The organism is Blautia sp. HCP3S3_C4, assembly GCF_052064095.1.
In the GTDB taxonomy this organism is placed as follows: Bacteria; Bacillota; Clostridia; order Lachnospirales; family Lachnospiraceae; genus Blautia_A.
The window spans coordinates 102,105-121,781 of record NZ_JBQHWF010000011.1; the positions used below are offsets into that span (position 1 = coordinate 102,105).

Here is a 19,677-nt window from a genome sequence, read left to right on the forward strand (position 1 = left end):
GGAGGAAAAACCATGATTAACAAACTTGTTGAAAAAATTCAGAAAACAAACGCACCTATCGTAGTGGGACTGGACCCTATGCTTAATTATATCCCGCAACATATCCAGGATAAAGCTTTCCGGGAACTGGGAGAAACTCTGGAGGGTGCAGCCGAAGCAATCTGGCAGTATAATAAGGGGATTGTAGATGCAATCTGTGATCTGGTACCTGCAGTGAAACCACAGATTGCCATGTATGAGCAGTTTGGAATTCCCGGAATGATGGCATACAAAAATACAGTAGATTACTGTAAGGAGAAAGGTCTGGTAGTGATCGGCGATATCAAACGTGGTGATATCGGTTCTACTTCTGCAGCTTATGCAGTAGGTCATTTGGGCAAGGTGCAGGTAGGAAGCAAGAAATATGCAGGCTTTGACGAAGATTTTGCCACAGTAAATCCATATCTGGGTTCTGATGGCGTGAAGCCATTTATTGATGTATGTAAAGAAGAAAATAAGGGTATTTTTGTACTGGTAAAAACTTCCAATCCTTCCAGTGGAGAATTCCAGGACAGAATGATTGACGGACGTCCTCTTTATGAGTGGGTTGGCGAGAAAGTTGCCCAGTGGGGCGAGGAACACATGGGAGACAGCTACAGCTATGTAGGTGCAGTAGTAGGTGCTACATATCCTGAGATGGGGAAAGTTCTCCGTAAGGTTATGCCAAAGGCTTATATTCTGGTTCCGGGATATGGGGCACAGGGCGGCAAGGGCGCAGACTTGGTACACTTCTTTAACGAAGACGGACTGGGCGCTATTGTGAATTCTTCCCGCGGAATTATTGCGGCATACAAGCAGGAAAAATATGCTTCTTTTGGAGAACTGAATTATGCAGATGCTTCCCGTCAGGCTGTTAAAGATATGATTGAAGATATCAGTAGTGCGTTAAACAACCGCTAGGAGGTCTGCTATGAGTGAGAAAAAAAGAGAAAACTGTACAGTTGTAAGTCAGGAATGTATTGCTGCAGGTATTTACAGTTTATGGATCCAGACTGAAAAAATTGCAGCAGATGCGAAACCGGGACAATTTGTTTCTATGTATACAAAGGATAAAACAAAGCTTCTCCCCAGACCGATCAGTATCTGCGAGATTGATAAGGAACAGGGGCGACTTCATCTGGTATACAGAGTGACAGGAGAAAATACAGGTACAGAGGAATTTTCACGTCTGCAGCCTGGAGATACCCTGCCTGTGATCGGACCTCTGGGAAATGGCTTTCCGGTAGAAAAAGCAGAAGGCAAGAGAGTGTTCCTTATGGGAGGTGGTATTGGTGTTCCTCCGATCCTGGAGCTTGCCAAGGAGATGAACTGTGCAGAGAAGCAGATTGTGGTCGGATATAGAGATTGCCATACTTTCCTGCGTGAGGAATTTGAAGCAGCAGGGACTTTATACATTTCTACAGAAGATGGCAGTGTGGGTACAAAGGGAAATGTTATGGATGCGATCAGGGAGAAAAAGCTTCAGGCAGATATGATTTATGCCTGTGGACCCACTCCTATGCTTCGTGCGATTAAGCAATATGCCGAAGAAAATAATATTGAATGTTATATTTCTCTTGAGGAACGTATGGCTTGCGGGATTGGCGCCTGCCTTGCCTGCGTTTGTAAATCCAGAGAGAAGGATGCTCACAGCAATGTGAATAATAAAAGAATCTGTAAGGATGGTCCTGTATTTCTTTCTACGGAGGTGGAAATCTGATGAATATGAGCGTAAATATTGCCGGCGTAGAATGGAAAAATCCGGTAACTGTAGCATCCGGAACCTTTGGCTCCGGAGAAGAATTCTCTGAATATGTGGATCTGAACAAATTAGGTGCGGTGACTACCAAGGGTGTGGCAAATGTCCCATGGGCCGGAAATCCTACACCCAGAGTAGCTGAGGTTTATGGTGGTATGATGAATGCCATTGGCCTGCAGAATCCGGGAATTGATCTTTTCTGTAAAAGAGATATTCCGTTTTTAAAAAAATATGATACCAAAATAATAGTTAATGTATGTGGCCATGCACCGGAGGAATATCTGGCTGTGGTAGAACGTCTGGCAGAGGAACCTATTGATATGATGGAAATCAATATTTCCTGCCCAAATGTAAATGCCGGTTTCCTTGCATTTGGACAGGATGCCCGTCATGTAGAGGAGTTGACTGCCCAGATTAAGAAAATTGCCAAACAGCCGGTGATCATGAAACTTACCCCTAATGTGACAGACATTACAGAAATTGCCAAGGGAGCAGAGGCTGGCGGAGCAGATGCAGTTTCTTTGATCAATACTCTTACAGGTATGAAGATTGACATTAACAGAAAGACCTTTGCACTGGCAAATAAGACAGGTGGTGTTTCGGGACCGATTGTGAAACCGGTCGCAGTGCGCATGGTTTATCAGGTGGCGCAGGCTGTGAAAATACCTATAATTGGTATGGGCGGTATTTCCTGTGCTGAGGATGCGATTGAATTTATTCTTGCAGGCGCCAGCGCAGTGTCTGTGGGAACTGCCAATTTCCACAATCCTGCAGTTACCATGGAAGTGATCGATGGAATAGAAGCTTATATGAAGAAGAATGGCTTTGAGTCAGTTAAGGATATGGTTGGTATTGTAAAATAATGTAACTGTGAAGAACTGTACAGCTGCAAAAATGAAATTCAGGAGGTACAAAATGGAACAGTATAAAAAAGAATTTATTGAATTTATGGTAGACAGCCAGGTGCTGAAATTTGGCGAATTCACTCTGAAAAGTGGAAGAAAATCCCCATTTTTTATGAATGCAGGAGGATACGTGACAGGTTCTCAGTTAAAGAAACTGGGAGAATACTATGCACATGCTATCCATGACAAATATGGCGATGACTTTGATGTGCTTTTCGGACCTGCATACAAAGGAATTCCGCTGAGTGTAGTTACAGCCATTGCTTTCAGCGAATTATATGGAAAAGAGATCCGTTATTGTTCAGACCGTAAAGAAGAGAAGGATCACGGTGCTGACAAGGGAAGCTTTTTGGGAAGCAAACTTCAGGATGGCGACAGAGTGGTAATGATCGAGGATGTTACTACATCAGGAAAGTCTATGGAGGAGACAGTACCTAAGGTAAGAGGAGCTGCCAATGTAGAAATCGTTGGTCTTATGGTATCTCTGGACCGTATGGAAGTAGGCAAAGGCGGTGTAAAATGTGCACTGGATGAAGTACATGATCTGTATGGATTTGAGACCAATGCGATCGTTACCATGGCAGAGGTAATTGAGCATCTTTACAATAAAGAATATAAGGGTAAAGTGATTATTGATGATACATTAAAGGATGCTATTGATGCATATTATGCGCAGTATGGTGCAAAATAAGCAAATGAGCAGGGAGGAATGACCATGAACGAAAAACTTTATAAAACCATGTCTTCCACAGGTGCATGCAGTCTGGCAGTGGGAATTATCATACTTGCCACAGGAATAACTGCCGGTATTATGATGATCATAAATGGTGCAAGACTGCTGAAGAAAAAATCTGAAATACTTTTATAGTTGGTAATGTTGCCGTCTGGCAACATATCCGTTTAGACTGTAAAGCCGCGCGGAAACCGGATGTATACGTTCCGTTCGGCTTTTATGTAGAAATAGGGGCAAATAAAATTTTGAAAAAAGAAACAAAACATATTATCAGGGGACTGGGGCTGGTTTCTTTTACTCTGTATGTACTGGCATTGGTTTATTTCCTCTTTTTTTCGGAAAAATATGGAAGAGCAGTTGTGACAGAACAGGAATTCAGATATAATCTGGTACCTTTTGTGGAAATACGGAGATTCTGGGTATACAGAAAACAGCTTGGGTTTGCAGCAGTATTTACGAATCTGGTGTGCAATGTGGCAGGATTTTTACCCTTTGGATTTATTCTGCCTGTTATTACAGAAAAAATGCGAAGTGGTCTTCTGATCACTCTGGCAGGATTTGGATTAAGCCTGACGGTGGAGGTGATTCAGCTGATAACCAGGGTAGGATGCTTTGATGTGGATGATATGATTCTAAATACAGCAGGAGCAGCACTGGGATATCTGCTTTTTTTTATCTGTGATCATCTGAGGAGAAAGATTTATGGCAAAAAGATATAGATATGCTTTTGTGAAAAAACAGGAAGCCCGAAAGGGAAAACTGTCCACAGGACTGGCGGCAGCTTCATTGGTTCTGTTTTTGGCAGCAGTGATGCTGGCCTGTGTATTTGATGGTAAAATGGGATATATTGTAGGAGGCATCAGCCTTTTTGCAATGCTGCTGTCTGTGTATGGTTTTATTATGGGGCTGCTGAGTTTTTCGGAAACAGGCAGAAATCATCGTACCAGTATGATCGGATCTATTTTAAATGGTATGATCATGATTGGTTGGCTGGGGATGTATCTGCTTGGAATGACTAAAATTTAAGGAGATGAAGATTTGGACGAATGGGTTATGGAACGGTATAAACTGGCGAAGGAAAGAATCGTACAGATACCTGAAGAAAATATAGTAAAAATGCCATATCAGGATTTTTTTATAAAAGAGGCAGAATTTCTACAGAAAGTAATTTCTGTGATGGATGAAAATCAGGAGCAGGATAAGACTTTGGGGGAGCTGCAGGCACAGAACTATGAACTGTATCAGGATGTGCTTCCGCAGAATTATGAAAAGTCCTATGGAAATCCTGTTTATGCACAGAAAATGCTGGGAGAATATGGAAGAGCTTTTACTTTCCTTTATACAGAACTGCATGGAAGCATTGGCTATGCTTTTGAAAAAAAAGTCTGGGATATTACAGTAGGTCTGGAACTTTTTCTGGAAATGTATTCTGCGTTTTCGGAAGAGGAACTGCCGGCTGAGAAGCAGGTGAGAGAAATCCTGCTTTCCTATGTGAATGATTATTGCCAGGATATGGTAGAGACCAGGATCAGGGAAGGGGTTGACCCTGAAGAAGATTTTGCTGTAAATATTATTATGAAATCTGATCTGAATGATCTGCGATATCTGTACAGATTTGGAGAATACATCTCAGAGAGCCAGCTGGAGACTGCCAGATTTTTAAACTCCATGTCCCAGGAAGAAATAGACAGTATGGCAGGTACTTATACAGAAGGGTACCGTATGGGCTTTGTTACAGGCAGAAAAGATATCAGGAAGAAGAAGACAGTAAATATCCGTTATGAGCTGGGATTTGAACGTATGGTTAAAGCTGCCATACTGCAGTTTGAGGAAATGGGACTGAAGGCTGTGATCTATCGTCATGCACTTCATGCAGTGAACAAAAGAAGTCAGAATCGTGTTGGTTTTACAGGTGCAGTTGCCAATCCGCAGTTTGATTATGACCACAGGCAGGATAGTGCTCTGTTTATGGATTCTGATTTTGTTAAACGCAAGCTTCGCGCAATGCAGACCTCCTATGATGAATATGCAGACCTGGCAGAGGTTCATGGTGGTCCTGCAGTGATCGAGACTTTTGGGGAGAAACCATTTTCGCCGGTGAACAAGGAAGAGTGCTGGACCTTTAACGAAGCACAGCAGAAATTACAGGTGGAGCTGGATAACGAATCCGGGCAGATCGTGAATCGATATATTAAAGGTGAAGAGAGAAGCTTTACAATTATTGCTTATCCCATCCCTGAAATTGGAGAAAATTTCCAGGACATTTTCCGCGAGATTGTAAAAATTAATACATTGGATTATAAAAAATACCAGAAAATCCAACAGACTATCATTGACACTCTGGATACCTGTGAATGGGTGGAAATCAAGGGAAAAGGAGATAATGAGACAGATTTGCTTATCCATCTTCATACCCTTACAGATCCTCAAAAACAGACAAATTTCGAGAACTGTGTGGCAGATGTGAATATACCGCTGGGAGAAGTGTTTACATCTCCGGTGCTGGCAGGAACCGGCGGTATCCTTCATGTTTCCAAGGTATATCTTAATGGCTTGCAGTTTTGTGACCTGAAACTGGTATTTGACTGTGGCCAGGTTATTGATTATACCTGCAGCAATTTTGATACTGAGGAAGAGAATCGGAAATATATTGAAGATAATATTCTGTTTCATCATCCCAGACTGGCTATGGGAGAGTTTGCAATCGGTACCAATACCACTGCCTATGTGGCAGCACAGAAATATGATATTGCAGACAAATTACCGATTCTCATTGCAGAGAAAATGGGACCTCATTTTGCAGTGGGAGATACTTGTTACAGCTGGGCTGAAGATACACCTGTATATAATCCTGACGGCAAGGAGATTATCGCCAGGGACAATGAGATCTCAGAGATGCGTAAGGATGATGTAAGTCTGGCCTATTATGGATGTCATACGGACATTACTATTCCTTATGATGAGCTGGGAAGTATCTGTGCAGTGGATGATGACGGCGATATGATCCCTGTCATTGAGGACGGACGATTTGTGCTTCCGGGTACAGAAGCATTGAATGAAGCTTTCGGAGAATTGTAATTTTTAGGTTACTGACGTTATCTTTGTTGACAGAACCGGAGAATCTTAGTAGAATCTACCATTAGAGAGAGTTGAAAGCAAATATCTTTCTAACGAATGAAGCATCTAAAGAGAAAAGGAGAATAATTATGGCAAAAGTAGGAATTGTGATGGGTAGCGACTCAGATATGCCGATTATGAGCAAAGCAGCAGCTATTCTGGACAAGCTTGGAATTGATTATGAAATGAAAATTATTTCCGCACACAGAGAACCGGATGTATTCTTTGAATATGCGAAAACCGCTGAGGAGAAAGGATTTAAAGTAATTATTGCCGGAGCCGGAATGGCAGCACATCTGCCTGGAATGTGCGCAGCAATCTTCCCAATGCCTGTAATTGGTATTCCCATGCACACCACCTCACTGGGAGGCAGGGATTCCCTTTATTCTATTGTACAGATGCCATCCGGAATTCCGGTAGCTACCGTAGCGATTAACGGTGGAGCGAATGCAGGACTTCTGGCAGCAAAGATTCTGGCAACTTCAGACGCAGAGCTTCTTGACCGGTTAAAAGCATATAGTCAGGAACTGAAGGAGCAGGTAGAGGCAAAGGATGCCAGACTGCAGGAAGTGGGATATAAGAATTATTGATCAATAATGAACTGAAAATAATAATATGAAAGAGCCAGTACAGAAACTGGAGCTTATGGAGGATGATTATGGATTACAAGACAGCCGGAGTGGATATTGAAGCAGGATACAAATCAGTAGAGTTAATGAAGGAACATGTAAAGAGAACTATGCGTGAGGAGGTTCTGGGAGGCCTTGGCGGATTTTCCGGAGCTTTTTCCCTGGCTAAGATCAAGGATATGGAAGAACCAGTTCTTTTGTCAGGTACTGACGGTTGCGGAACAAAGGTAAAACTTGCCATGGTTATGGATAAACATGATACCATCGGTATTGATGCAGTTGCCATGTGTGTGAATGATATTGCCTGCGCAGGTGGTGAGCCATTATTCTTCTTGGATTATATTGCCTGCGGAAAAAATTATCCGGAAAAAATTGCTGCTATTGTAGGCGGCGTGGCAGAGGGATGTGTACAGTCTGAGGCTGCCCTCATTGGTGGCGAGACAGCGGAACACCCGGGACTTATGCCTGAGGATGAGTATGATCTGGCTGGTTTTGCAGTGGGAGTATGTGATAAAAAAGAAATGATCACAGGTGAGAAGCTGAAAGCAGGGGACGTACTGATCGGTATGGCTTCTACAGGTGTGCACAGTAATGGATTTTCCCTGGTGCGCAAGGTGTTTGAGATGACAAAGGAATCTCTGGATACCTATTATGAGGAACTGGGAATGACTCTGGGAGAAGCTCTTTTAGCACCTACCAGAATTTATGTAAAAGCATTAAAGAGCATCAAAAATACAGGTGTCTGTGTACATGCATGCAGTCATATCACAGGAGGCGGTTTCTATGAGAATATTCCGCGTATGCTTAAAGAAGGCACCCATGCAGTAGTTGAAAAAGACAGCTATCCGGTACTTCCAATTTTTAAACTTCTGGCTCAGAAGGGAAATATTGATGAGCAGATGATGTATAATACATATAATATGGGATTAGGAATGATTCTGGCGGTAGATTCTGCAGATGTGGATAAAACTATGGAAGCAATCAAAGCAGCAGGAGATACTCCATATGTGGTTGGACGTATTGAGAACGGAGAAAAGGGAGTGACCTTATGTTAAAGGTTGGCGTACTGGTTTCCGGCGGAGGGACCAATCTCCAGGCAATCCTGGATGCCATTGATAATGGAAAAATCACAAATGCAGAGGTTTCTCTGGTAATCAGTAATAATCCAAATGCCTATGCACTGGAGAGAGCGAAGAATCATAACATAGAGGCAGCATGTATTTCACCGAAGAAATTTGAAAGCAGAGAAGAATTTCATAAGGCGCTGCTGGCAAAACTTCAGGAAAGTGGTGTGGAACTGGTGGTGCTGGCCGGATTTTTGGTAGCAATTCCTCCGATGATAGTGGAAGCTTTTCCTAACAGGATCATCAACATTCATCCGTCATTGATTCCAGCTTTTTGCGGCGTGGGCTTTTATGGTCTTCATGTTCATAAAAAGGCGCTGGAAAGAGGGGTCCGTGTAACAGGGGCAACCGTGCACTTTGTAGATACCGGTACAGATACAGGACCTATTATTTTGCAGAAAGCAGTAAAGATCAAGCAGGGAGATACTCCTGAGATTCTGCAGAGAAGAGTAATGGAAAAGGCAGAATGGAAAATTTTACCAAAAGCTATTAACCTTATTGCAAATGGCAAGGTATCTGTAGAAGACGGAAAAGTACGGATAAGTTAAGCATAGGCAGAATACTGGCTGAAGAAACGTAGAGATTATCAGATGGACAAATAGAGTTCCGGGGCTTTTTCCGGAACTGACATAGATAAGGAGCAGATAAAATGAAGGTTTTGATCGTAGGCAGCGGCGGAAGAGAGCATGCTATTGCGTGGAGCGTGTCTAAAAGCCCAAAGGTAGATAAGATTTACTGTGCACCAGGAAATGCAGGAATTGCAGAGCTGGCTGAGTGTGTGGATATTGGTGCCATGGAATTTGACAGACTGGCAGATTTTGCCCAGGAGAAGGGGATTGATCTGACTATTATTGGTATGGATGATCCGCTGGTGGGTGGTATTGTAGATGTGTTTGAGGCAAAAGGACTGAGAGTATTCGGACCTCGTAAAAATGCAGCTATCCTGGAAGGCTCCAAGGCTTTTTCCAAGGATCTGATGAAGAAATATAATATTCCTACTGCTGCATATGAGAATTTTGATGATCCTAAAAAGGCTCTGGAATATCTTCGTACAGAAGCAAAGTTTCCGATTGTGCTGAAGGCTGACGGTCTGGCTTTGGGCAAAGGTGTGCTGATCTGTAAGGATCTGCAGGAAGCCGAAGATGGTGTAAAAGAAATCATGGAGGATAAGAAATTTGGTACTGCCGGAAACACCATGGTTATTGAGGAGTTTATGACAGGACGTGAGGTATCTGTTCTTTCCTTTGTGGATGGCAGCACCATACGTACCATGACTTCTGCACAGGATCATAAGCGGGCTCAGGATGGTGATCAGGGCTTAAATACCGGCGGCATGGGTACTTTTTCTCCAAGTCCCTTCTATACAGATGAGGTGGATGAGTTCTGCAGAAAATATGTTTATCAGCCTACAGTGGATGCTATGGCTGCAGAGGGAAGACCTTTTAAGGGGATTATTTTCTTTGGCCTGATGCTTACTGCGGATGGGCCGAAAGTGTTGGAATATAATGCGCGTTTTGGAGATCCGGAAGCGCAGGTAGTGCTGCCGCGTATGAAGAACGATATTGTAGAAGTAATGGAAGCCTGTATTGACGGCAAACTGGATCAGGTGGATCTGCAGTTTGAGGATAATGCAGCTGTATGTGTGGTTCTGGCCAGCGATGGATATCCTGTGAAATATGAAAAGGAAGTTCCGATGTATGGATTTGAAAACTTTAAAGACAAAGAAGGCTATTATTGTTTCCATGCAGGAACAAAGCAAAAGGATGGTCAGATTGTAACAAATGGCGGTCGTGTGCTGGGAATTACAGCAACAGGTAAGGATCTGAAGGAAGCGCGAAAGAACGCTTATGCAGCTACAGAGTGGATTTCCTTTGCCAATAAGTATATGAGACATGATATTGGAAAGGCAATTGACGAGGCATAAGGACAACCTTTACAATTTGAGATTATGAAAGAGAGATTGTCAGGATGGCAATCTCCTTTTTTATGCATATTAAGCACTTTTTACATGAATTACCTTTACTTATTAGATATTTTGTTATAAAATATAAAAGAATTGCAGTGAATGAATATCCGCTTGACTCTGCTCCATGGATAGCGGGGTATTGCAGATTATAATAGAATTGAGACAGAGAGGGTAAGACAATGGCAATCAGTAAAGAAGATGCAATTAAGGAATTACAGAACAGAGATATGGTATATGTGGCTTATTCACAGTTTACCAAGCTTCCATATGTGAAATGCGATGAGGAAACTTTTAATGATCAGGCATGGATCTTTTCCACAGAGGAAGGAATTAAAGAATTTGGAAAAAAACTTCTGGATGATAAGGTCCTCCTTATGGGTATGCGTTATGAGAAAAAAGATTATCCAAGGTTATATGGTACTTTTTATGCAATTGGTGTGAATACAGTAATGTGGGTAGATGGTGAGGAACAGGTAGAAATTGATCTGCCGGATATTGCAAAGCAGCATGATCTGAGCAAGATTCCGGAGGAGCATAGACCCCTTTTGAACCCTACACTGGAGTTATCTGGTATTTATTTTATGCAGGAGCTTCGCCGTCCGGTAGAGAAGGAACAGCATGGTAATCTCCGCGAACTTGAGGAGGAACTACTGGTAAATATGCGTAAATCACAGTATCTGGTTGCTATGGAAGTAAATGAAGAGGATCCGAAACAGATCCGTATTCCATATCTTAAGAATAAAAATGAGGAAATATTGCAGCCTGTTTTTACAGATGTGATGGAATTGGAGAAATTTACTAAGGGACGTAAGCTTCGGATTGCTAAAGTTCCGTTAAATAAGCTTCCGGAACTGATGATTCAGCAGGCGAAGGCTTATGTAGTGAATCCTATGGGATTCAATCTGGTACTGACAAAGGAACAGCTTGAAAAAATTATTGGATAATAAATGTAAAGAAAGTATCTGACACAGGGGATGCCAGGTGGAATATAAGATGCACATTATGCTGATGGTAAGCATAATGTGCATTTTTGGGTACAGATATACACGTCTGCTTATTTTGCGTCCGGTCACACATAATAAAAGAGGTTGAGAAAAAAGGTCTTTGCAAAACTGGTGGTTTGTGCTAGTATATGTGTAACATAAAAAGGAGTCGTATATGTATGGTGATTGAGATAGATTTCAACAGTGATGAAGCAATATATATTCAGCTGACCAATCAGATCATCATGGGGATTGCCACAGCCAGGCTGCAGGAGGGGGATACACTTCCTTCTGTGAGACAGCTGGCAGATACTGTTGGCATTAATATGCACACAGTAAACAAAGCCTATTCACTGCTGCGGCAGGAAGGTTTTGTAACCATTGACCGCCGAAAGGGTGCAGTGATCTCTATTGATGTGAATAAGCGGAAGGCATTGGAGGATCTGAAACAGAATTTATCTGTGGCTCTGGCCAGAGGATGCTGCAAGAATGTGAGCCGTGAAGAGGTTCACCAGTTGATCGATGAGATATTTGATGAATATAAGATCTGAAAATTTGACTTGAATAAATAGCTATAAATTGGAGGTAATATGGATAATAAATTTACCAGACAGGCACAGAATGCCTTAAAACTGGCAAAAAATACAGCAAAATCCAGTGGACATGGTTATATTGGAACAGAACATCTGCTGGTGGGTCTAGTTAAAGAGCAGGAGGGAACTGCGGGAAAAGTTCTTCAGGAGTTTGAAGTGGAGGAAGACAGACTGATGAAACTGATCAGTGAGCTGATTGCTCTTCCTCAGGGAGAAAACCTGACAAAGGAAACGGAAATTCTCAAGTACAGTCCCAGATCAGAACGGATTCTGAACCAGGCACATACAGATGCTGAAAATATGGAATGCAGTACAGGTACAGAGCACATTCTGATGGCTTTATTAAAAGAGACAGATTGTGTGGCAACCAGACTTCTGTATACTATGGGAATAAACATTCAGAAGCTTTTTGCTGCTGTGCTCAGTGCTATGGGATTTGACGATGATGCGATTGCAGAGGAATTCCGTTATGTGCAAAATGCCCGGAACAGAAAAGTAACAGCTACTCCAACACTTGACCAGTACAGCAGGGATCTGACAGAGCTGGCTGCTGCAGGCAGACTGGATCCGGTAATCGGACGTGAGAAAGAGATTAACCGTCTTATACAGATTCTCAGCAGAAGGACCAAAAACAATCCATGTCTGGTAGGTGAACCCGGAGTGGGTAAGACTGCCATTGCAGAGGGGCTTGCCCAAAGAATTGTTATGGGAATGGTGCCGGATACTGTGCGGGATAAACGTCTGGTAGTGCTTGATCTTTCAGGAATGGTGGCTGGCAGTAAGTACCGTGGGGAATTTGAAGAGCGTATCAAGAATGTGATCCAAGAAGTAAGGGAGCATCAGGGAATTCTTTTGTTCATTGATGAAATCCATACTATTATCGGAGCAGGTGGGGCTGAAGGTGCTTTGGATGCCTCTAATATCTTAAAACCCGCTTTATCCAGAGGAGAGATTCAGCTTATTGGAGCAACCACTTTGGATGAATATCGCAAGCATATTGAGAAGGATGCTGCCCTGGAGAGACGTTTCCAGCCTGTGACTGTGGAAGAGCCTTCTCCTGAGGAGGCTTATGAGATCCTGAAGGGTCTTAGGCCATATTATGAGAAGCATCATGGGGTAAGGATTGAAGATACAGCGTTAGAGGCTGCAGTAAAAATGTCCCAGCGTTATATTAACGATCGCTTCCTTCCTGATAAAGCTATTGATGTGGTGGATGAGGCTGCTTCTAAAATACAGCTGGCAGGCTATAAGTCTGAACCGGAGTTGGAAAATCTGGAACAGCAGCTGGAGGCAGTGAAGGATGAGAAAGAGGAGGCAGTGAAGGCTGCAGATTTAGCCAGGGCAAAGGAAATTCATGCCCGGCAGCTGGAACTGGAGGCACAGATTGAGAAGCTTCATATAAAAGTGGAACGCAAAAATAACAGAAAGAAACTGGTGGTAGATGAAGCTGCTGTTGCAGGTATTATTTCTGACTGGACAAAGATTCCGCTTCAGAGACTGACAGAAGGAGAAACCAAACGCCTGGCGCGTCTGGAAAAGGAACTGCATAAGCGGGTGATCGGTCAGGAAGAGGCGGTAAAAGCTGTTTCTCAGGCTGTAAAGCGGGGCAGAGTAGGATTGAAAGATCCTAACAGACCTATCGGTTCATTCCTTTTTCTGGGTCCCACAGGTGTAGGTAAGACAGAGCTTTCCAAGGCTTTGGCTGAAGCTGTGTTTGGCAGTGAACAGGCTATGATCCGTGTGGATATGTCGGAGTATATGGAGAAGCACAGCGTGTCTAAAATGATAGGTTCTCCTCCTGGATATGTGGGTTATGAAGAAGGAGGACAGCTTAGCGAGAAGGTTCGCAGAAATCCTTACAGTGTGCTGCTTTTTGATGAGATTGAGAAAGCTCATCCGGATGTATTTAATATTTTGCTGCAGGTGCTGGATGATGGACATATCACAGATGCCCAGGGAAGAAAAGTGGATTTCAAGCAGACGATCATTATCATGACCTCCAATGCAGGAGCACAGGCTATTATGGAACCGAAGCATCTGGGATTTATGTCCGGAAATGATGAGAAGAAAGATCACGAACGCATGAAGGGCGGTGTGATGGAGGAAGTCCGCAGGATTTTCAAACCGGAATTTCTGAACCGTATTGATGAGATTATTGTTTTCCATATGCTGAATAAAGAACAGATTAAGAAGATTGTTACACTTCTTCTGAAAACGCTGGAGAAGCGCTGTGCAGAGCAAATGGATATCTGCCTGACTGTGACAGGTGCAGTAAAGGATTTTATTGTGGAAAAAGGCTCTGATAATAAATATGGTGCCAGACCTCTTCGACGTGCGATCCAGAGCAGAATTGAGGATGCGTTGGCAAATGAAATCCTGGAGGGAAAAATCAAACGAGGGGATCATGTTCAGGTGAGACTTCATAAAGAGGAAATCCTGTTCGAAGTAAAAAATTAACTCTACAGATCGGTCTGTATGACATATACTTTGTAAAATAAGTATTAAAATTCAGTATAGATACTGGTAAGATTTTAGGATTTATTATATAATAAATACAATTAATGCCGAAGAATTTGTCTGCTTTTGTCAGATGAGAAATATTTGGATGGGAAGTGTATCCCATATTGCGGCAAACAAAAGAGTCTTAGGGAGGACATAAGGAAATGGCAGTAGTAAAAGAATTAATCCGCACAGAAGAGAATGGATCAATCAGCTTTGGTGATTATGAACTGGCACAGAAATCCAAGTTATCAGATTACCAGCATCAGGGCGATATGTATAAAGTGAAGACTTTCAGAGAGATTACCAAGCTGGAAAAAAACGGAATGTTCGTTTATGAATCTGTTCCGGGAACTTCAGTATTTGGTCTTGTTCAGAGTGCGGACCAGATGGATTTCCATGTAGAGGGACCGGAAGATGCGCAGATTACAGTAGAAATGGAACCGGATACAGAGTATGAAGTATTTATCGAACAGGCAAGTACAGGAAAAATGAAGACGAATCTGGGAGGGAAGCTTTCTTTCAGTGTGGAGCTTGGAAATGCAGCAAGAGTAGAAGTTAAGATTGTAAAATGTTAAAAAATAAAAAGACAGTTTATTTTTGCCAGGAGTGTGGCTATGAATCTGCCAAGTGGATGGGACAGTGTCCGGGATGCAAGGCCTGGAATACTTTTGTGGAAGAAACAGTTTCTGCTAAGAAAAATCCTTCCGGCAATTTAAAAGCATCAGAGAAAAGACAGGATCCGGTAATTCTGAAGGATATCAGCCTGTCTGAAGATGAACGACAGACAACACAGATAGGAGAACTTGACAGGGTGTTGGGAGGCGGTATCGTCCCCGGCTCCCTTGTTTTAGTGGGTGGCGATCCGGGGATTGGTAAATCTACCCTGCTTTTACAGGTGTGCAGAAACCTGGCAGAAAATCAGGTGACAGTTCTCTATATTTCAGGTGAGGAGTCTCTGCGTCAGATTAAACTGAGAGCTAATCGAATCGGAGATTTTAATGATAAAATGCAGCTTCTCTGTGAGACAAATCTGGAAGTGATCCGAGAGGTAATTGAGAGAAAAAAGCCAGATGTAGTTGTGATCGATTCTATTCAGACAATGTTTCATGAGGATGTCAGCTCTGCACCGGGAAGTGTATCTCAGGTCAGGGAGTCTACCAATATTTTAATGCAGATCGCCAAAGGTATGGGTATCTCTGTTTTTATTGTAGGACATGTGACAAAGGAAGGGAATGTGGCCGGACCGAGAGTCCTGGAACATATGGTAGATACAGTGCTCTACTTTGAGGGAGACCGTCATGCATCTTACCGTGTTTTGCGAGCTGTGAAGAACCGTTTTGGTTCTACAAATGAGATTGGTGTATTTGAAATGTGCAATACAGGACTGGAGGAAGTAAAAAATCCGTCTGAATACATGCTGAATGGAAGACCGGAGGATGCATCAGGTTCTGTTGTGGCATGCTCCATGGAAGGAACCCGTCCGATCCTGGTGGAGATTCAGGCTCTGGTGTGTCAAAGTAATTTTGGAATTCCTCGACGTACAGCAGTCGGTACAGATTTTAACAGGGTAAACCTGCTTATGGCTGTGCTAGAGAAGAAGGTTGGTATCCATTTGGGTACTTCGGATGCTTATGTGAATATTGCCGGAGGCATGAAAATGACAGAGCCTGCCATTGACCTGGGGATTTGCCTTGCTATTGTTTCCAGTTGTAAAGATGTGGTGATACCGGATAGGGTAATGGTATTTGGCGAGGTTGGTTTAAGTGGAGAGATCCGTGCAGTAAGCATGGCGGGACAGCGTGTGCAGGAGGCAAAGAAGCTAGGTTTTGAGACTGTTATGCTTCCGGAAGTATGTAAGTCTTCTGTGGGAAAGCCAGAAGGGATCAATCTGGTTTATGTGTCACAGATCCGTGATGCGATCAGTTATATTATGAGAAAATAGTTATTGGGGAATCCATAAATATTATTGCGGGTAGGAGAAAACGTTATGGCAGATGGAATCAATACAGTGATTTTTGATATGGATGGAGTGATTTTTGACTCTGAAATACTCGTGCTGAGCTCATGGAAAGAGGTGGCAGGGCGTCATGGAATTCAGGATGTTGAGAAGGTATGTCATGAGTGCCTGGGAACCAATAGTGCTGTGAGTAAGCAGATTTTTCTGAGACATTATGGTCAGGATTTTCCCTATGATGAGTATAAAGCGGAGATGGCGGAAGTGTTTTTTGCCCATGCATCTGATGGGAAGCTGGCAAAGAAACAGGGAGTTGAGGAACTGTTGAAATATCTGAAAGACAAGGGATTTAAAGTAGGAATTGCCAGTTCTACACGGGAGAAAATAGTACGCAGACAGATCTCGGAGGGGGGATTGCTGGAATATTTTGATCAGATCGTTGGCGGGGACATGGTAAAACATAGCAAACCGGAACCGGACATTTTTCTGGAAGCATGCGGGAGACTGGAATCAAAACCGGAAAATTGTTATGTGATAGAAGATTCTTATAATGGGATCAGGGCAGCACATGCAGCAGGAATGCATCCTATTATGGTGCCGGACCTGATGGAACCTACTGAGGAGATGAAGTCCCTTGCAGAACAGATTCTGGGATCCCTTTGCGCAGTACAGGAATTTTTGCAGGAATCAGTCAGATAAATTCATTTGGTTTTAGAAGTGTCAGTAATTGAATAAAAAAGAAATCTGTTTTTTCTGGTGCTTATTTAAAAGCTTTTCCAGGAAAACAGATTTCTTTTTTTGTTATCTTAAGTTTTTGCTTATGAGAGAACTCCTGTTGACTGTAAAAACAAGATAAACATCATAACCGGTGCAACATAGCGGATCATGATACGATAAAGTTTTTTTCTGCGGAAATTTTTACCGTTTCGTTCCATTTCATCAATAACATAATCAGGTGTCATGACCCATCCGATCAGAATGGTGGAAAGTAATGCGATAAATGGCATCATAACACTGTTACTGATGTAATCCATGATATCAAGCAGCTGTCCTGTAGAACCATTGGGCAGTTTCACTTCTACATAGAAAATGCTGTATCCCAAAGCAATAATCGCAGAAGCGGCAAGATAAACTGCAGATAAAACAGAAACAGTTTTCTTTCTGCCGGTGTGGAAAATTTCCATACAGTTTGCAACAATGGATTCCAGCACAGAGATGCAGGATGACAGTGTTGCAAAAATAGCAGTTACAAAAAAGAGGATTCCTACAAATATGCCTGCTTTTCCCATGGCTGCAAAGACCTTTGGGAGAGATACAAACATAAGGCTTGGACCGGCTCCCATTCCCTCTGTTCCGGAAAATACGAATACAGCAGGGATGATCATGGCACCTGCAAGAAATGCAACTCCTGTGTCAAAAATTTCAATTTGATTAACAGCCTTGTTTAAGTCAACATCAGGCTTTACATAAGAACCGTAGGTGATCATGATTCCCATGGACACGCTGAGAGAGAAGAACAGCTGACTCATTGCATCCAGCAGAATCTGTAAAAATCTCTGTACAGTAAGCCCCTTAAAGCTTGGAGTCAAATAATACAAAAATCCCTGCAATCCAGTGTGTACCTGACCGGAGGCATCTGTATGCTTAAGCGTCAGTGAGTAAATGAAAATGATGACAACGAGTACAAGAAGCACTGGCATCATCCATTTCGATACTTTTTCGATACCATTCTGAACACCATTGTATACAATAAATGCTGTTACACCCATAAAGAGAAGTGCAAAAAGAACCGGAGAAGCAGATGAAGTGATAAAAGAAGTAAAATAATCATCTGCTGCAGCGGCTTTTGCCTGTCCAGTCAGGTAGACTACAGCATATTTGGTGATCCATCCGCCGATAACAGCATAATAGGTCATGATAAGGACCGGTACCAGAAATGTAAGAATCCCCAGAAACTTCCATTTGGGATGCATTTCGCTGTAAGCTCCGATTGCACTTTTCTGAGTACGGCGTCCAATGGCGATGTCGGAGGTAAGAAGTGTAAATCCGAATGTAAGTACAAGAACAAAATAGATAATTAAAAATAATCCCCCTCCGTCTTTGGCTGCAAGGTATGGGAATCTCCATAAATTTCCCACTCCGACAGCACTTCCGGCAGCAGCAAGGACAAAACCAAGCTGTCCTGAAAAATGATTTGATTTCCTTTCCATAATAGATAATCTCCTGTATGATTTATGTTTGCATTAGTACGATAACATATGTTAATGTATAAGTAAAATGAATGTTTTTACTGTTATATATTAAAAAAAGTAATGGATAATGATAAGTAAAAAATGAGGTACTTTAAAATAAAGTGTTTTTATAGATTTAGGGTGACGCAGAAAAGGGGAAGAATAGTTAATGAAAGAAATAAGGGATCGATATGAGATTTTTTTAAAAGTATGTGAGACCGGAAACTTTTCTAAAGCAGCACAGGCACTGAACTATACACAGTCAGGTATTAGCCAGATGATGGCAGCTTTTGAAGAAGAACTGGGTGTGCAATTATTTGCAAGAGCGAAAAAAGGAGTAACGCTGACGGATAATGGAACGAGACTGCTTCCTTATATACAGGAGATGGCAAATCAGAAAGATAAACTCAGACAGGCAGCATTTAACATTAATCACAAAATAGAAGGAAAACTTCGAATTGGCAGCTTTTCCAGTATAACAGCATTGTGGATGCCGGACGTGATCCATTTTTTTAATGAAAATTATCCGCAGGTTGAAGTGCAGATTTTTGATGGAAACTATGATGAAATCAGAAACTGGATTATTCATGGACAAGTGGACTGCGGATTTTTGTCATCTATTGTTGCGGATGATTTGAAATTTTATCCATTGTGTGAAGATCCTCTTTGTGCAGTAATAAAGAAAGGACATCCTCTTGCTGAAAAAAGAAGTGTGAGACTGGAGGAGTTATTAGAATATCCGTTTATTATAGAAACGCCGGGGTGTGATAATGATATTTTGCATTTGCTGGAAAGCTGCAAAAAGAAGCCGAAGACATCTTACAGTTTCCGGGATGATACGTTGATTATGGCATTTGTAAAAAGCGGGCTTGGAGTAACGATTTCTCAGGAACTGGTTATGAAAGCATTTGCAAATGATGTCGAGAGCAGACCACTTGAGCCGGGAAGGTCACGGATTATTGGATTGGCATTTGCACGGACAATGAAATCGGTTGTGACTAAAATTTTGGTGGAGTATTTTCAGCAAAATATGGAAGTTGCCTGTGGAGGCCGGAGGCCGGACGCCGGACGCCCCGAAAGGACAGCGGGTGGGGAGACTGGTTTCGGGAGCTAGGAACTCTAAGGCCCGGGAGATCAGCTAAAGGCGCTCGCAAATGGCGCAA

20 protein-coding genes are annotated in these 19,677 nt (G+C 42.5%); 19 read left to right on the forward strand and 1 reads right to left on the reverse strand.

Annotated features, from left to right (window positions below; genetic code table 11):
* Positions 1-12: 12 nt before the first annotated feature.
* From pyrF to ACTNC6_RS11280, 18 genes are all read left to right on the forward strand, one after another.
* Positions 13-939, forward strand: coding sequence for an orotidine-5'-phosphate decarboxylase (gene pyrF, locus ACTNC6_RS11195; protein ID WP_019161089.1), 927 nt, complete (start codon positions 13-15; stop codon positions 937-939).
* A gap of 10 nt (positions 940-949) precedes the next feature.
* On the forward strand, positions 950-1,738 hold the full coding sequence (locus ACTNC6_RS11200) for a dihydroorotate dehydrogenase electron transfer subunit (RefSeq protein WP_173743734.1): 789 nt from the start codon (positions 950-952) through the stop codon (positions 1,736-1,738).
* Positions 1,738-2,640 (forward strand): dihydroorotate dehydrogenase, encoded by a 903-nt coding sequence (locus ACTNC6_RS11205; protein ID WP_173743735.1) that lies wholly within the window; start codon positions 1,738-1,740, stop codon positions 2,638-2,640. Before ACTNC6_RS11200 ends, ACTNC6_RS11205 begins: the two co-directional genes overlap by 1 nt.
* A gap of 52 nt (positions 2,641-2,692) precedes the next feature.
* Complete coding sequence (gene pyrE / locus ACTNC6_RS11210) at positions 2,693-3,373, forward strand: orotate phosphoribosyltransferase (protein ID WP_019161091.1); 681 nt, start codon at positions 2,693-2,695, stop codon at positions 3,371-3,373.
* Between the two features lie 24 nt (positions 3,374-3,397).
* On the forward strand, positions 3,398-3,550 hold the full coding sequence (locus tag ACTNC6_RS11215) for a hypothetical protein (protein ID WP_303242403.1): 153 nt from the start codon (positions 3,398-3,400) through the stop codon (positions 3,548-3,550).
* A 110-nt stretch (positions 3,551-3,660) separates the two neighbouring features.
* The gene (locus ACTNC6_RS11220; RefSeq protein WP_441036776.1) at positions 3,661-4,134 is read left to right on the forward strand and encodes a VanZ family protein; all 474 of its coding nucleotides are present in this window, start codon (positions 3,661-3,663) and stop codon (positions 4,132-4,134) included.
* Complete coding sequence (locus tag ACTNC6_RS11225; RefSeq protein WP_441044130.1) at positions 4,118-4,441, forward strand: DUF6142 family protein; 324 nt, start codon at positions 4,118-4,120, stop codon at positions 4,439-4,441. Before ACTNC6_RS11220 ends, ACTNC6_RS11225 begins: the two co-directional genes overlap by 17 nt.
* Positions 4,442-4,468: 27 nt before the next feature.
* On the forward strand, positions 4,469-6,493 hold the full coding sequence (locus tag ACTNC6_RS11230) for an aminopeptidase (protein WP_441044135.1): 2,025 nt from the start codon (positions 4,469-4,471) through the stop codon (positions 6,491-6,493).
* Positions 6,494-6,621: 128 nt separating this feature from the next.
* Positions 6,622-7,122: a 5-(carboxyamino)imidazole ribonucleotide mutase gene (purE, locus tag ACTNC6_RS11235; RefSeq protein WP_019161096.1), complete on the forward strand. Its 501-nt coding sequence runs from the start codon at positions 6,622-6,624 to the stop codon at positions 7,120-7,122.
* A gap of 68 nt (positions 7,123-7,190) precedes the next feature.
* Positions 7,191-8,216: a phosphoribosylformylglycinamidine cyclo-ligase gene (purM, locus tag ACTNC6_RS11240; protein ID WP_173743738.1), complete on the forward strand. Its 1,026-nt coding sequence runs from the start codon at positions 7,191-7,193 to the stop codon at positions 8,214-8,216.
* Positions 8,210-8,833 carry a phosphoribosylglycinamide formyltransferase gene (gene purN, locus ACTNC6_RS11245; protein ID WP_441036778.1) on the forward strand — a complete coding sequence of 208 codons (624 nt, stop codon included), beginning with the start codon at positions 8,210-8,212 and terminating at the stop codon, positions 8,831-8,833. Before purM ends, purN begins: the two co-directional genes overlap by 7 nt.
* Before the next feature lie 101 nt (positions 8,834-8,934).
* Positions 8,935-10,209 carry a phosphoribosylamine--glycine ligase gene (gene purD / locus ACTNC6_RS11250; protein ID WP_173743740.1) on the forward strand — a complete coding sequence of 425 codons (1,275 nt, stop codon included), beginning with the start codon at positions 8,935-8,937 and terminating at the stop codon, positions 10,207-10,209.
* A gap of 221 nt (positions 10,210-10,430) precedes the next feature.
* Complete coding sequence (locus ACTNC6_RS11255; protein ID WP_019161100.1) at positions 10,431-11,195, forward strand: SseB family protein; 765 nt, start codon at positions 10,431-10,433, stop codon at positions 11,193-11,195.
* Positions 11,196-11,413: 218 nt separating this feature from the next.
* Complete coding sequence (locus tag ACTNC6_RS11260) at positions 11,414-11,785, forward strand: GntR family transcriptional regulator (protein ID WP_441044131.1); 372 nt, start codon at positions 11,414-11,416, stop codon at positions 11,783-11,785.
* A 39-nt stretch (positions 11,786-11,824) separates the two neighbouring features.
* Entirely contained in the window at positions 11,825-14,284 is a 2,460-nt protein-coding gene (locus ACTNC6_RS11265) for an ATP-dependent Clp protease ATP-binding subunit (RefSeq protein ID WP_441044132.1), read from the forward strand.
* Between the two features lie 206 nt (positions 14,285-14,490).
* A complete protein-coding gene (locus ACTNC6_RS11270; RefSeq protein WP_441044133.1) occupies positions 14,491-14,904 on the forward strand; it encodes an endosialidase in 414 nt (137 codons plus the stop codon).
* Positions 14,898-16,271, forward strand: a complete 1,374-nt coding sequence (radA, locus tag ACTNC6_RS11275; protein WP_441036781.1) for a DNA repair protein RadA — start codon at positions 14,898-14,900, stop codon at positions 16,269-16,271. Before ACTNC6_RS11270 ends, radA begins: the two co-directional genes overlap by 7 nt.
* 45 nt (positions 16,272-16,316) lie before the next feature.
* Complete coding sequence (locus ACTNC6_RS11280) at positions 16,317-16,982, forward strand: HAD family hydrolase (protein WP_173743744.1); 666 nt, start codon at positions 16,317-16,319, stop codon at positions 16,980-16,982.
* 119 nt (positions 16,983-17,101) lie between these two features.
* Here ACTNC6_RS11280 and ACTNC6_RS11285 read toward each other — a convergent pair whose 3' ends face one another.
* Positions 17,102-18,493, reverse strand: coding sequence for a sodium-dependent transporter (locus ACTNC6_RS11285; RefSeq protein ID WP_441036782.1), 1,392 nt, complete (start codon positions 18,491-18,493; stop codon positions 17,102-17,104).
* 190 nt (positions 18,494-18,683) lie between these two features.
* Between ACTNC6_RS11285 and ACTNC6_RS11290 the strand changes: the two genes are divergently transcribed.
* A complete protein-coding gene (locus tag ACTNC6_RS11290; RefSeq protein ID WP_441044134.1) occupies positions 18,684-19,628 on the forward strand; it encodes a LysR family transcriptional regulator in 945 nt (314 codons plus the stop codon).
* Positions 19,629-19,677: the final 49 nt, after the last annotated feature.

Excerpts from the sequence above, each read along its gene's own strand:
- ACTNC6_RS11255 (WP_019161100.1), top strand. The coding sequence starts at position 10,431 with ATGGCAATCAGTAAAGAAGATGCAATTAAGGAATTACAGAACAGAGAT.
- ACTNC6_RS11280 (WP_173743744.1), top strand. The coding sequence starts at position 16,317 with ATGGCAGATGGAATCAATACAGTGATTTTTGATATGGATGGAGTGATT.
- ACTNC6_RS11230 (WP_441044135.1), top strand. The coding sequence starts at position 4,469 with ATGGAACGGTATAAACTGGCGAAGGAAAGAATCGTACAGATACCTGAA.
- ACTNC6_RS11290 (WP_441044134.1), top strand. The coding sequence starts at position 18,684 with ATGAAAGAAATAAGGGATCGATATGAGATTTTTTTAAAAGTATGTGAG.
- purE (WP_019161096.1), top strand. The coding sequence starts at position 6,622 with ATGGCAAAAGTAGGAATTGTGATGGGTAGCGACTCAGATATGCCGATT.
- pyrF (WP_019161089.1), top strand. The coding sequence starts at position 13 with ATGATTAACAAACTTGTTGAAAAAATTCAGAAAACAAACGCACCTATC.
- ACTNC6_RS11225 (WP_441044130.1), top strand. The coding sequence starts at position 4,118 with ATGGCAAAAAGATATAGATATGCTTTTGTGAAAAAACAGGAAGCCCGA.
- radA (WP_441036781.1), top strand. The coding sequence starts at position 14,898 with ATGTTAAAAAATAAAAAGACAGTTTATTTTTGCCAGGAGTGTGGCTAT.
- ACTNC6_RS11215 (WP_303242403.1), top strand. The coding sequence starts at position 3,398 with ATGAACGAAAAACTTTATAAAACCATGTCTTCCACAGGTGCATGCAGT.
- purN (WP_441036778.1), top strand. The coding sequence starts at position 8,210 with ATGTTAAAGGTTGGCGTACTGGTTTCCGGCGGAGGGACCAATCTCCAG.
- purM (WP_173743738.1), top strand. The coding sequence starts at position 7,191 with ATGGATTACAAGACAGCCGGAGTGGATATTGAAGCAGGATACAAATCA.
- pyrE (WP_019161091.1), top strand. The coding sequence starts at position 2,693 with ATGGAACAGTATAAAAAAGAATTTATTGAATTTATGGTAGACAGCCAG.
- ACTNC6_RS11200 (WP_173743734.1), top strand. The coding sequence starts at position 950 with ATGAGTGAGAAAAAAAGAGAAAACTGTACAGTTGTAAGTCAGGAATGT.
- ACTNC6_RS11260 (WP_441044131.1), top strand. The coding sequence starts at position 11,414 with ATGGTGATTGAGATAGATTTCAACAGTGATGAAGCAATATATATTCAG.
- ACTNC6_RS11285 (WP_441036782.1), bottom strand. The coding sequence starts at position 18,493 with ATGGAAAGGAAATCAAATCATTTTTCAGGACAGCTTGGTTTTGTCCTT.
- purD (WP_173743740.1), top strand. The coding sequence starts at position 8,935 with ATGAAGGTTTTGATCGTAGGCAGCGGCGGAAGAGAGCATGCTATTGCG.
- ACTNC6_RS11205 (WP_173743735.1), top strand. The coding sequence starts at position 1,738 with ATGAATATGAGCGTAAATATTGCCGGCGTAGAATGGAAAAATCCGGTA.
- ACTNC6_RS11270 (WP_441044133.1), top strand. The coding sequence starts at position 14,491 with ATGGCAGTAGTAAAAGAATTAATCCGCACAGAAGAGAATGGATCAATC.
- ACTNC6_RS11265 (WP_441044132.1), top strand. The coding sequence starts at position 11,825 with ATGGATAATAAATTTACCAGACAGGCACAGAATGCCTTAAAACTGGCA.